Genomic DNA, 13,742 nt, shown 5'->3' on the forward strand with positions numbered 1-13,742 from the left:
TAGATGAGCTAACATGTTAGCTCATTTTTTTTTGCGTTGTTTTATGTAAGCATGCTGATGATAAAGTCGCAAGGGACTCAATACGAATAGCATCATGACGCCAATATTCTAAGTCACAATCGATTAAATTATCATGTTGATCATAATTGAGTCGTTCAACAAACATTGCTGGACTTCCAGCCGTTGCTCGTAATGCACTCGCAGTATTACCGTTAAGCGAGGTTGTACTGATGCGAAAGCGGGTTTTAGTGTAGATCCGTTGATAGTGCTCGCGGTAGGTTACTGTTAATGAATGGGTAATATCGTGTTTGAGTAAGTCAGGAAAAAATTCGGGTAGAATATAATTGGTGACCACTACCACTGGGCGGCTATCGAGAGAACGTAATCGTTCAATACGGTAAACGCTGTCGTTGGTTGTAATATTGAGTAATGTGGCAATATGCTGATTCGCATGAATCAATTGTGCAGATAATAACACTGAATGTGGTTTTCTATCTTGAGCAATTGCCATTGCTGCAAATTCAGTGGTGTAATTAGGATCATAGATAAGTGCTGGTGGAGATACAAACCAACCGCGGCGATCTTCTCGGTAAATCTTACCCTCTGATTCTAATAATGCTAATGCCTCCCTTAAGGTAATTCGGGTGGTATTAAATGACTCTGCAAGTTTTCTTTCTGCGGGAAGTTTATGGCCGATTTGTAGTATGCCTGTGTTTATTTGTTGGTTGATGGCATCCTTAATTTTTAAATATTGCACCAGTATTCTCTTTATATAAGTACTCATATGAGCGAATGAAAAAATAAGCCATGGTAACTTAAGTTACAATAACCTCAGTTATCATAACCATAGATTATCATGGCTAATAATTATACCCAGTAGTGGCTTTTTAGTTGTTGTTTTTAATTAAGATTAACGTTTACGCCATGCTTGAGTATGAGTTTCCAACCAATGCCCAATTCCAATATGCCCAAGTTTTACCAAGGCGGCAGTGAGTAAAATCATGACAGCCATTGCTGCTGCAGGACCTGTTTGTCCTGCATCATCCATATTAAGCACAGAAACAGAAGCTGGCATCGTATCGGCACCGTATAGGAAAACGATGGCAGAAGTTGTTGTCATTGCATTAATAAACAGATACACCATGATTTCTAAAATCGCAGGGGCACATACAGGTACGGTGACCTTAAAAAATGTTTTATATTGCGGTAGGTTAATTGATGCGGAAATAGCCTCGACTTCTGCGGGGAGTTGTTTAAGAGCGGTAACCGCTGTCATATGTCCTACCGTATAGTAGTGAACTACAGTGTTAATCACTAAAATAGTTAAAGTGCCGTAAAGCATTGATAATGGATTATGACTAGTATTAAAAAAGAAAATATAACCTAGGCCTAATACCATGCCGGGTACAGCCATAGGTACAATTGCTAACATTTGTAATAGGTTACGTAGTGGCCCAAGAGAACGGCCTTTTTCAATACAGTACGCGCCAATAAATACAGTTACAGTGCCAATAGTCGCGACTAATGTGCCTAACTTTAGTGAGTTAAAATAAGGTTGCCAGCCATCAGTGCTAAATTGTGAAAAGTCATAATTGTGCAGACTGATCGTTAAATTCCAAGGCCAAAATGTGACGAAAGATCCGTAGATCGCCATCCCAATAATAGTGATAATAGAAATACTGATAACGGCACAAAAAAATAAACAGGCTGTGTCTCGAATAATATTTTTTTGAGGTATATAAGCCACTGATCGGGAATCGAATAATCCTTTTTGTTTTTTTTGTACCCAACGGTCAGCGCCAAAAGCAAATAAAGCAGGGATTAACAGTATTACGCTTGTTACCGCACCCATTGAAAAGTTTTGTTGTCCAACGACTTGCTTAAAAATATCAGTAGCTAAAATATTATAGCTTCCACCAATGACTTTAGGTACACAGAAATCACATACGACCAATGTGAAAACAACAATAATGGCACTAATTAGGCCATATTTAGCGCCAGGGAGAGTGACAATAAAAAAGGTTTTTATTGGCGAAGTATTGAGAGCCTGTGCTGCTTCATAAAGGCGGGCGTCAGAAGTACGTAATGAGGTTTTTATTATCATTAAAGCATGTGGGAAACACCAAAATGTTAAACCAATGGTGATACCTATAGGGCCGTATACTGAATGCCCCATTAAGATATCTTTTGCTATACCTTGATTACCTAATAAGTAAATAAGACTAATACCGGGTAATAATGATGGCGCTAAAATAGGTGCCGATCCCAACACATTAAATAGACTTTTAAATGGCATACAACTTCGAGTTAATGCGTAAGCAAAGCCAAATGCTAACACGCTAACTAAGCTCGTAACCATAACACCAATAAAGAGGGTATTACGTAATGACTGCCACATTGCTGATGACGAAAAGTAGTCTCTAAAATTGTTCAGGCCGATAAATTGTCCACTGTTACTTTGGAGGCTTTTAAGTAGCATGGTAAAAAGTGGCGCAAGAATAAATACACTCATGCCAATCGTTAATAAAATTAAAATAGTTGCTAAAAGAAGGTTATCGCGACTTAAACTGTGACGAAAAAGCGTTAATTTAGTTGTCAGTGTTTTTTGGGGTAATAGCGCGGTGGTATGAGTGGGTAATATTGAAGCCATGATGATAATTCCTATTGCCAACGATCAGCACTGAGCACTAAAAATATGCGTGTGCTTATGATTAAGGTTTACGTTGAGGTAATGACCTTCTTCTAACGCTAAACGGCGTAATTCTCGAATAGGAACATCAACTTTGATGTTATTATGGTTATGGATTCCACGTATTTTACAATTGGCGCGCACATAAGTACCTTGGAATTCAAGATCTTCAATTTGGACAGGAAAAGAGGACGCAGAATGATGACCATTTTCTGTGAAGTGGAGATCCTCTGGGCGTAAACCCATCTCAAATCTATCACCACGTTTTAGGCTATTGCATGGTTTGGGTAAGAGTGTTTCACCTATTCGAATACAACTATCACTCACAACAGAACTGCTAATAAAGTTCATGTTACCAACAAATTCGGCAACGAAACGAGAGGCTGGTTGTTGGTATATTTGTTGGGGAGTACCTATTTGCTCGATGACACCATGATTCATGACCACGATTCGGTCAGCCATCGCTAGAGCTTCTTCTTGATCATGGGTGACCATAATTGTGGTAATTCCCAATTTACGCTGAAGTTGACAGATTTCATCACGTAAATGGGTTCGAACCTTAGCATCTAGTGCCGATAACGGTTCATCTAATAATAATAATCCTGGAGATAGAGCTAAAGCACGTGCGAGTGCAATACGTTGCTGTTGGCCGCCTGATAGTTGATTGGGATATTTGATACCAGAATCAGGCAAGCCAATCAGATCTAACCAATATTGAACGACTTCATCGGTTTGTTTTATATTTTTTCCTTGGTTTCTTAATCCGAGTCCAATATTTTCAGCTACGGTAAGATTAGGAAATAAAGCGTAAGATTGAAAAACAATCCCAAAATCACGTTTTTCAGGTGCGAGAAAAGTCGTTTCTATACCATTTTGCTCAATGTAACCAGAACTCGCTAAATCCATTCCAGCAATAGCCCGCAATAAGGTCGTTTTACCGCATCCAGAAGGTCCTAGAAAGCAGATGAATTCTCCTTTATAAATTTCCAAGGAGATATTATTTAATGCAGTAAATTGACCAAAATGCTTACAAACATTGTTAACTTTAAGGTAAGTATCCATATTATTTAACTCTTTAAAATTGGTATATACCAAATCTAGAGGTAAAGCGTGACACTTCAATGACGTAAGTTTGACGTTAATAAGACAGCAGTAAATCAGTATATTTGTTTTAAATAACGCAAAAACCCACAGCAAGTGATCGCTATGGGTATTGTTCTTTATTGGTATATATTATTAATTATGATTTTGGCTCTGATTTGCTATCAAATTTTTGCGACCATAATTTAAGAATGGCAGTGCGGTGGGAGGCCATCTTAGAAAAATCCATATTAGCCATTGCTTGCTCTACATTGGGATAGTTGGCAATTGGGTGAGATTCGGATTTGATACCAACAACGGGATAAAATTGATTATAGAGTTTATTCGCATCAGTAGACACCGACCAATCAACTAGGCGTTTTGCGGCATCGGACTGAGTATTAATGAGACCGACAGCTTCAGCTTCCCAGCCAACACCTTCTTTAGGCAAGATAATATCAATTGGAGCTCCTTGATTTTTTAAGGTCGCACCACGAATAGCCATTGAAATACCAATAGCAACTTCACCTTGAGCCGCTTGTACACAAGGCTTAGAACCTGAATGGGTATAATGATCGATATTTTTATCAAGTTCGGTCATATAAGCCCAGCCGGCTTTATCACCCATTGATTGTAGCCAAGCTGAAACTTGCATATAACCAGTGCCTGATGAGGCAGGGTTTGGCATGGCAATATGACCTTGATATTGCGGTTTAAGTAAATCTTGCCATGATGTTGGCTTTTCTAGTCCTAATTGTTTAGCAACGACTTCGTTATAGCAAACGGCAATAAAAAAGGCATCATTACCAAACCATGCTTTATTGGGTTGGGGGTCGATAAGGTTAGGTCTTATCGACTCAATTCCTTTCGGTGTATAGGCTTTTAAAATGCCATTATCTTTAAGTAATGCCATTGATGAACCCGCTAACCCCCATACAACATCTGCACGTGGAGCGTCTTTTTCTGCGAGTAATTTAGCGGTCATTATTCCTGTCGAATCACGGACCCATTTAATTGTAATATCTGGGTTTGCTTGTTCAAAACCCTGCTTGAATTTAGCTAGCATATCCGTTTCAAAAGCACTATAGACTGTGAGTTGTTCCGCAGCAAAAGCATGCGGTGTCGATAGTGTGGCAATGGCAGCTAATGGGGCAAGTATCCAGCGGTTTTTCATTAAACGATCTCCATGATATGAAATTTCACAATATTGATGTTAAATCGTATTGGTATGTACCAGTTTGAATGCTACTGATGCTAGAGCGGAGATATGACATTTCTATTATTAATAAATGGCACTTTTAATGCGGTTTTATTGGCTTTATATGACAGCATAAAAACAGCAAATAGGGTTTGTGAATGTTTTATTAACTCTGATTCTGAGGGATTTACAGGATCAACTGGATGCCGTTATAGTTTTGTCATCTGGTATAGTCCAAATGGAATTTATGATGGAAAAAACAACCAACCAATATTTGCTATTAACCCCTGGGCCCTTAACAACAACGGCCACTGTTCGAGCTGCAATGCTTCAAGATTGGTGTACATGGGATGATGATTATAACCAAGATATTGTTGAAGTTATTCGTGCTGAACTGGTGAAATTAGCGACTAAACATCAAGGCTATACCTCAGTGTTGATGCAGGGTAGTGGCAGTGCATCAGTAGAAGCCACTATCGGTTCAGTAATGACGGATGATGATAAATTATTAGTGGTAAGCAATGGTACTTATGGCGAACGAATGGGAGAAATTGCCCAATATTTAAAAATTGATCATCACGTTATTAGGCTGGCTGAAACTGAGTATCCAACAGCTACCCAAATTGCAGATATCTTAGATGCTGACAATACAATTACCCATGTTGCGATGGTGCATTGCGAAACGACAACTGGAATGTTAAATCCTATTGCCGCTATTTGTGATGTCGTAAAAACACGTAATAAAATTATGATCCTTGATGCGATGTCGAGTTTTGGCGGAATTCCATTGGATATTGGTGAGTTAGGGATTGATTTTATGATCAGTTCAGCCAATAAATGTATTCAAGGTGTACCAGGATTTGCATTTGTTATAGCTAAACAATCACAACTTGAATTATGTGAAGGGCGTGCGCGATCATTAGCTTTTGATCTATATGCACAATGGCAATGTATGCAACAGCATCAGGGGAAATGGCGTTTTACCTCTCCAACGCATACAGTACGAGCTTTTTATCAAGCGATAATTGAATTAAAGCAAGAAGGTGGAGTGAATGTTCGTCATCAACGTTATTTAACGAATCAATATTTATTAGTTAGCGGAATGCAAAATTTAGGTTTTCGTTGTTTGCTTAGTGAAGATTTACATTCTCCAATTATCACATCATTTTTATCGCCAACAGATCCAAGGTACGACTTTAAACTTTTTTATAATGAACTAAAAAATAAAGGCTTTGTTATATATCCCGGCAAGGTTTCAAATGCCGATTGTTTCCGTATTGGTAATATCGGTGATGTATATCCAGATGATATTAACCGTTTAATTGCAGTAATTAAAACATCAATGTATTGGCGTGATGAAAATTAATATTCATGAAAATTCAGATTCTATCTAATTAAATATATAAGGAAATAATAATGAAACAAGTTCAAGCTGTCATTTTCGATTTAGCGGGTACTGTCGTTGATTTTGGTTCATTCGCACCAACAACTATTTTTGTTGAGGCTTTTCGACGCGGATTTGACTTTGATATATCACTCACTGAAGCACGAGTGCCGATGGGGCTAGGTAAATGGGATCATATAAAAGCTGTTGGTGAATTACCTGAGGTTGCAGCACGCTGGCTGGCGCAGTTTAATCGTCCAATGACAGTTGCGGATATCAATATAATTTATGACACCTTTATGCCATTACAAATAGCTAAAGTTGAAGATCATGCTGAATTAATTCCGCATACAGAACAAGTGATGAGTCAATTACGATCACAAAATATTAAAATTGGTGCTTGTACGGGTTATCCAAGAGCAGTCTTAAATGCTTTGCTGCCAGCATTAAAGGATAATGGTTTTAATCCTGATTATGTTGTAGCAACTGATGATTTAATCGTTGGAGGACGACCTGCACCTTATATGGTATTAAAGAATATGATTGAATTGGGTGTCGATGATGTAAAAACATGTGTCAAAGTAGATGACTCGGCTCCTGGCATTATGGAAGGTAAAAATGCAGGCGTGTGGACAGTTGCATTGCTATTGTCTGGTAATGAGGCTGGAATGACGTTAGCTGAGTATCAAGCTGCGGATTTGGCTACTTTAGCTCAGGCGCGCGATATTGCTCAAAAGGCTTTTAGTCACTCAAAACCTGATTATATGATTGATACAATAGCTGATTTACCAACCGTTATTCGCGAAATTAATGAGAAATTAGCATCTGGAGAAAGGCCTTCTTAAAACGAATGGCCGCTGGTGGCATTTATTAAAATTATTGCTATCAGCTATTTTTAGAGTAGTGAGGGATTTTGTATATTAGTTGCTTTTTTATAATATCTAGAATGTACACTCATTGTTAAATAATTGTTTTTTCATGTGTTTTTATTTATTTATCTGTGTTGTTTTTGTGATATTAGTCGCATATTTTAATTGTGATATGTACAATTAAAATTGATATAGACGTATAGTAATTACATTCGTTAGTCCTATTAACGATGTATAGATTATATGATAATGAATATTATGTTTCTGACTAAGGATAGCTATGGAAGCAGTAATTGATAACGTTGCAGAAAATACGATTATTTATGATTATACAGGTTTCCTGTCTAAATCATGTCAGCAACGTTTGTCATTTATAGATGTTCTAAAATATCTAATCCCTTCATTTGAAGTGGCAGTAAAAACAACGGAAAAAAATCCTTTATCTTGTGCTGAGCAATTAGAAAAAAAAGCATTAAAAGTGTTATCAACTAATGTTAGTGACACACATAATTTAATTCGATTGTTATATTTAGCTAAGCAAGAGGGCATTAAGCAGCTTATTGTTTATCTTCCATACTCTCTTGATGAACAACAAATAAAGGAATTAGATAATAGAATTAATGGCACTATTGAATTTGTTCAGGGTAATAGTGAGCAACTATTGTTTAATTTAGATTAAAGTTATTAATAAAAAAGGTGACGATTACTGTCACCTTTTTTGTTGGGGCGTACTTTCTTTTTACCAGAATAACCATGTAAATACAGTTAAAAAGATAATACAGACGATATTTAAATAAAATCCGACTCGCATCATCTCACTTTGTTTTATATAACCCGTACTAAATACAATTGCATTTGGTGGTGTCGCAACAGGTAACATAAATGCACAAGATGCACTAATTGCAATTAAGGCTGATAATATAACGGGTGATACGCCAAGTGCTTCAGCCACTGTTGCAAAAACAGGGACAAGTAAAGCAGCACTCGCGGTATTACTAGCAAACTCAGTAAGAAAGACGACAAAAATTGCTACACAGAGAATCGTTAATAAAAGACCCGCTTGCTGTAACATATCACTTAGAGCAGTAGCAAGAAAGACGCTAGTTCCCGTTGCTTTAAGAATATTACTTAAGCAAATACCGCCTCCAAAGAGTAGTAATACACCCCAGTCTGTTGAATTTTTTATATCTTTCCACTCTACAACTCTTGATACGGCTAGCATTATAATTGCGCTTAAAGCCACCAAGGTATCAAACTTGGAATAACCACCTAAAAAAGCATTAATAGGGTTACTGAAAATCCACAAAGTCACTGTCACTAAAAAGATTGCCATAGTGATTAACTTACCGTTACTCCATTGGATTTGATTATGATTTAGCTCAAATTGATGGTTTAGGTCCGGTTTTAATGTCACATACAGTAATGCGACAGTAAGAGGTAATAGAATAATTGTAACGGGTACACCAAATGCCATCCATTCTGTAAAGCTTAAACCTACTTCAGCTGCTGCAATGGCGTTTGGTGGGCTACCGACAATCGTTGCTATACCACCAATGCTGGCACAATAAGCTGTGCCTAAAAGGACAAACACATACGTTTTGTGACCACTCTTAGTATTCACTTTACTTAGGACACCAAGTACAAGTGGTAACATCATCGCGGTCGTCGCAGTGTTGCTGATCCACATTGATAATCCAGCGGTAACACCAAAAAGCATAAATACGGCAACTGACATCCTGCCTTTTGCCGCAATGAGAACTTTATCTGCGATAACTTGGTCAAGTTGTTGTTTATGCAAGGCCGCAGCAAGTGCAAATCCTCCTAGAAATAAGAAGATGATTGGATTAGAAAAACTGGCTAACGCTTTGGAAGTATCAAAAATGCCAAATCCAACGGCAAATAGAGGTACGAGTAGGGCAGTAATACTGACATGAATAGCTTCAGTCAACCACATAACGGCAACGAAAAATAGAATGCTTAAACCAATAACAACATTACGTTCAAAAGGTAATGTATTGAGGAGAATAAGCATCATTAAGCTATTGCCAATAAGGATTAAACTGTTTCTATTTAATAGCCAATGTTTGAGCGTAAGTGTAAGGGTTGTCATAGGTGAATCTTCCATATATTGAGGCTACATTATTTTTATAGTTAGCTTTAATTCGCGGAAGTGATAATACGTTGTGTTGAGGTGGTGTTAATGTGATGGGGTTATATTAATAAGGTTATAGTTGTTTGTTTTTTGTGGTTATTGTGATCTTGCTGTGATTTCTTGTTTTATTTTTTATAGCGGATTGTTGTGGTTTTACTGCTGTTGGGCTTTATAAAATTTTGTAAAATATAGTCAGTGCAGAGGATTTTTATCTATGCTAGCATTGAAAATGCAACACGATGTTTATTTTGGTTTTCATTATGGTTAGTGAACAATGAAAGAAAAAAAATTGTGTTTAACTAAAAAAATTCACAAAGAGGCTCAAGAGCATATGCGACTTGTCCGTAATCGAGTCTTTGCGCAAGTGAATAGTAAGAAACCTAGTTAGTTATTTTTTGAATAATAGATAACGATAAGCCAGACGCATTTATAATGTGGCTGGCTTTTTTAATGTGCAGATATTGATGGTTGTGGTGTAGTTGTTACTGCTGAAGAGGGGGAGATTATATCAACAGCGACCTTTTCAGTTGTAGGCAATGGGGCTTGTTTAAATGTCGCTTTTATTACTGGATCTATAATGGGTACTTTAGGACCTAAGAATTTAGGTTGTACATGTAGGATAAATAAATCAATCATCGCTTTGACACGAGCAAATACTTCACGCACTCGAATTTTAAAACTAGCAATACCGCGGCGAGGTTCTTTAACCGCTAAGCAGGTAGCATTGATGTTGTAGTGATCAGCAATGAATAATGCGCGTTCACAATGGAACTGCTGAGTAATGATAACAAAATGGTTTGTATCAAAGACTTCTTTTGCTCGAACAATAGAATCAAGAGTACGAAAGCCAGCATAATCCAACACAATCTCATCTTTAGCCACACCAGCTTTTAATAAGTCACGCTTCATTGTACGAGGTTCATTATATGAACGATGAGCATTGTCACCACTGACTAAAAAAACATCTACTTTGTGTTTTTTATATAGGTCGACAGCAGCAGACATACGATAGGCATAGTAGGGATTAAGCGTTTTAGCGATATATTTACTGGTTCCCAGTACTAACCCTACGTTATAAGACGGTAGTTTAGCTGGGTCGTGGTAAATTCGACTTTCTGTTTGTGCAGAAACCCAACGATCAAGTAACAACAATGTCGCAACAAAGATGATAAAGAGAACTGCAGTAATGCGAATGATGTTGAGCAGTTTCATAATTATCCAAACTCAAAATATAATGCTTTATTAATATCTTACCTCAATAATTTATATTTTTGTCTAAAAAAGCCAAAACAGTAGTGCTAATAGAGATAGTTTGTGGATTTTGTGCGCAACCTCATGCCTTAAATCGCTTTTAGCAAAAAATCCGAAGCGTTAAATAACACTTCGGATGTTAGTGATAAATTGATATTGGGCTTAGAACGAAGTACGTTTGTAACGGCGATATTCCGATTTCCAGAAGTTCGCGTCAATTTTTTCGCGAATACGCTCATCAGAATTTTTAGGTGCTTTATGTTGCTCAACCGCTTTTTTCGCAACAGCAAAAGCAATTTTACGAGAGACTATTTGAATGTCTTCTAGGCCTGGTAATAATGGACCTTCGCCATGAATGCCTAATGGTGAACATTCAGCTAAAGCTCGACTACTTTCCATTAACATTTCGTTTGTTACGCGACGAGCATTAACAGCAAGAACACCTAAACCAATACCAGGGAAAATATAACTATTATTACATTGAACGATTGGGTAAGTTTTACCCTCATAAATGACGGGATCAAATGGTGATCCTGTTGCAACTAACGCATTACCTTCAGTCCAATGAATCAAGTCAAACGGTGTTGCTTCAACACGACTGGTTGGGTTCGATAGTGGGAAGATGATTGGACGTGGGCAATGTGCGTACATTTCACGGATCACTTCTTCACTGAATAATCCAGGTACACCAGAAACACCGATTAACACTGTTGGTTTTGCATTACGCATCACATCTAACAATGAAATATTACTATCGAGTAGTTCCCAATCTTGGATATTAGTGTTTTTCTGGATCAATGCTTGCTGGAAGTTAAGCAAGTTTGGCATGTTTTCAACTAATAAGCCCCAGCGATCGACCATAAATACTTGGCTACGTGCTTGCTCATCAGTAATACCATCAGCAACCATTTGTGCAATAATCGCTTCAGCAATACCACAACCAGCAGAGCCTGCACCTAAGAAGGCTACACGTTGATCTGATAATTTGCTGCCAGCAGCCTTACATGCAGCTAATAATGAACCAACAGTGACAGCTGCTGTACCTTGAATATCATCGTTAAAACAACACACTTTATCTTTGTAACGTTCAAGCAATGGCATTGCATTTTTTTGAGCAAAATCTTCAAACTGAATTAATGCTTCAGGCCAACGGTGCTTAACTGCTTGAATAAAGTCATCTACAAAGTTGTCATATTCTTTGCCAGTAATACGAGCATGACGCCAGCCCATGTACATTGGATCAGATAAACGTTGTGGGTTATTTGTACCTACATCAAGTACTACTGGTAAGGTGTAAGCTGGACTAATACCACCACAAGCTGTGTAAAGTGACAGTTTACCGATTGGGATTCCCATACCGCCAATACCCTGATCACCAAGACCTAAAATACGCTCACCATCAGTAACAACAATTACTTTTACATTTTGACGAGAGGCATTGTTAAGCATGTCATCAATACGATCACGGTTCGGGTATGAAATAAATAAACCTCGACCACGACGATAAATATTTGAGAAATCTTCACATGCAGAGCCAACTGTCGGCGTGTAGATGATCGGCATCATTTCTGTGATGTGATTTTCTACAAGACGGTAAAAAAGTGTTTCATTAGTATCTTGGATATTGCGCAAGTAAATATGCTTATCCATATCATTATCGAATTTTTGATATTGCTGATAAGCACGATCAGTTTGCTCTTCGATTGATTCAATAGCTTCAGGAAGAAGACCTTCTAGATTGAAGAACATACGCTCTTCAACAGAGAATGCGCTGCCTTTATTTAACAATGGCGTCTCAAGAAGTATTGGGCCGGCGTAAGGAATGTATAGAGGTCTTTTATGGTTGTTCATACGATAAACTCTGTTGCTATTAGCCAGAAAAAGGACTGAGAATTTCAATGCTGCTAATGCTAGAACTTCATCGTTGATAATTCAAAGGGTAGAGTGATTTATTTCGAGAAAGCGGTCATATTTCTGATGTTTATTTTATTAGGACGTGAATTTTTGACTGGTTTTTGCAACAATCAATCGTTTTATAAAATAAAAGCCCTTAAGTAAGGGCTTTTATTTATGAGATACGTTCAATGGCGGTACCGCCATCGAAACATGATCATCTTATTATTATTTTGCTGTTATTGGGATCAATAATGCCAAGGGAACTTACTGAAATCTTGATCGCGTTTTTCAAGGAAAGCATCACGGCCTTCTTGAGCTTCTTCCGATGCGTAAGCTAATCGTGTTGCTTCACCGGCAAATAATTGCTGACCGACAAGGCCATCATCAGGTAAGTTAAAACCATATTTAAGCATGCGCATTGCTGTTGGGGATTTACTATTAATTTCTTTCGCCCAACGAAGAGCTTCTTCTTCAAGCTTAAAATGATCAACCACTTTGTTAACCATACCCATGTCATAGGCTTCTTGAGCACTGTAGTTAAAGCCACAAAAGAAGATTTCACGAGCACGTTTTTGACCAATCATTTTCGCTAAATATGCAGAACCATAACCAGAATCAAATGATGCAACATCAGGATCGGTTTGCTTAAAGACTGCGTGCTCTTTAGAAGCGAGGGTTAAGTCACACACAACATGCAGACTATGACCACCACCAACAGCCCAACCAGGGACAACAGCAATTACAACTTTCGGCATAAAGCGAATAAGGCGTTGTACTTCAAGGATATGTAATCGACCCATACGAGCAACATCAGCAGTTCCTTCTTCAGCGCCTTCGTATTTATAGCCATCTTTACCACGAATACGTTGATCACCACCTGATGAGAAAGACCACTGTCCTTTATGAGATGGGCCATTACCAGTAATTAACACACAGCCTACATCTGACCATTGACGAGCATGATCAAGCGCGGTGTAAAGTTCATCGACAGTTTTAGGACGAAAGGCATTTAAGCAATCAGGGCGATCAATGGCAATACGTACAGTGCCATGCGCTTTAGCACGATGGTAAGTGATATCTTCAAAGTTAAAGCCCGGAACGGCTTCCCATAATTCAGGGTTAAAAATGGTTTTGGTAGTCATACGACGCAGCCTCCATAAGTAGATGTTGTAAGGCTAGGGAGTTACAGCAAAAAGTCAATTATTGAGGGGATAAACTGACAT

The 13,742-nt window shown here is 38.0% G+C and carries 11 protein-coding genes; 3 read left to right on the plus strand and 8 right to left on the minus strand.

Features of this window, described 5'->3' with window-relative positions; translation table 11 throughout:
- Window positions 1–16 precede the first annotated feature (16 nt).
- The 4 genes from phnR to C0W29_RS00205 form a co-directional block, all read right to left on the minus strand.
- On the minus strand, window positions 17–757 hold the full coding sequence (gene phnR, locus C0W29_RS00190) for a phosphonate utilization transcriptional regulator PhnR (protein ID WP_045072038.1): 741 nt from the start codon (window positions 755–757) through the stop codon (window positions 17–19).
- A 153-nt stretch (window positions 758–910) separates the two neighbouring features.
- A complete protein-coding gene (locus C0W29_RS00195; RefSeq protein WP_107174210.1) occupies window positions 911–2,650 on the minus strand; it encodes a putative 2-aminoethylphosphonate ABC transporter permease subunit in 1,740 nt (579 codons plus the stop codon).
- A gap of 24 nt (window positions 2,651–2,674) precedes the next feature.
- On the minus strand, window positions 2,675–3,751 hold the full coding sequence (locus tag C0W29_RS00200) for a putative 2-aminoethylphosphonate ABC transporter ATP-binding protein (protein ID WP_036794804.1): 1,077 nt from the start codon (window positions 3,749–3,751) through the stop codon (window positions 2,675–2,677).
- Between the two features lie 178 nt (window positions 3,752–3,929).
- Window positions 3,930–4,943 carry a putative 2-aminoethylphosphonate ABC transporter substrate-binding protein gene (locus tag C0W29_RS00205; protein ID WP_045044543.1) on the minus strand — a complete coding sequence of 338 codons (1,014 nt, stop codon included), beginning with the start codon at window positions 4,941–4,943 and terminating at the stop codon, window positions 3,930–3,932.
- Window positions 4,944–5,217: 274 nt separating this feature from the next.
- On the opposite strand from C0W29_RS00205, the gene phnW reads away from it, so the two are divergent.
- The 3 genes from phnW (at window position 5,218) to C0W29_RS00220 (ending at window position 7,899) form a co-directional block, all read left to right on the plus strand.
- On the plus strand, window positions 5,218–6,333 hold the full coding sequence (gene phnW, locus C0W29_RS00210; protein WP_373455696.1) for a 2-aminoethylphosphonate--pyruvate transaminase: 1,116 nt from the start codon (window positions 5,218–5,220) through the stop codon (window positions 6,331–6,333).
- A 50-nt stretch (window positions 6,334–6,383) separates the two neighbouring features.
- Complete coding sequence (gene phnX / locus C0W29_RS00215; RefSeq protein WP_045042062.1) at window positions 6,384–7,196, plus strand: phosphonoacetaldehyde hydrolase; 813 nt, start codon at window positions 6,384–6,386, stop codon at window positions 7,194–7,196.
- Between the two features lie 304 nt (window positions 7,197–7,500).
- The gene (locus tag C0W29_RS00220) at window positions 7,501–7,899 is read left to right on the plus strand and encodes a hypothetical protein (RefSeq protein ID WP_045042061.1); all 399 of its coding nucleotides are present in this window, start codon (window positions 7,501–7,503) and stop codon (window positions 7,897–7,899) included.
- A 60-nt stretch (window positions 7,900–7,959) separates the two neighbouring features.
- Here C0W29_RS00220 and C0W29_RS00225 read toward each other — a convergent pair whose 3' ends face one another.
- The 4 genes from C0W29_RS00225 to C0W29_RS00240 all read right to left on the minus strand — a co-directional run bounded on the left by C0W29_RS00225 (window position 7,960) and on the right by C0W29_RS00240 (window position 13,661).
- A complete protein-coding gene (locus tag C0W29_RS00225; RefSeq protein ID WP_045044541.1) occupies window positions 7,960–9,330 on the minus strand; it encodes an SLC13 family permease in 1,371 nt (456 codons plus the stop codon).
- Window positions 9,331–9,819: 489 nt separating this feature from the next.
- Window positions 9,820–10,584 carry a SanA/YdcF family protein gene (locus tag C0W29_RS00230; RefSeq protein ID WP_045044540.1) on the minus strand — a complete coding sequence of 255 codons (765 nt, stop codon included), beginning with the start codon at window positions 10,582–10,584 and terminating at the stop codon, window positions 9,820–9,822.
- Between the two features lie 201 nt (window positions 10,585–10,785).
- Window positions 10,786–12,474 (minus strand): NAD-dependent malic enzyme, encoded by a 1,689-nt coding sequence (locus C0W29_RS00235; protein WP_045042058.1) that lies wholly within the window; start codon window positions 12,472–12,474, stop codon window positions 10,786–10,788.
- Between the two features lie 290 nt (window positions 12,475–12,764).
- A complete protein-coding gene (locus C0W29_RS00240; RefSeq protein WP_045044539.1) occupies window positions 12,765–13,661 on the minus strand; it encodes a 1,4-dihydroxy-2-naphthoyl-CoA synthase in 897 nt (298 codons plus the stop codon).
- Window positions 13,662–13,742 lie beyond the last annotated feature (81 nt).

This window comes from Photobacterium kishitanii, assembly GCF_003026355.1.
Classification (GTDB): Bacteria; Pseudomonadota; Gammaproteobacteria; order Enterobacterales; family Vibrionaceae; genus Photobacterium; species Photobacterium kishitanii.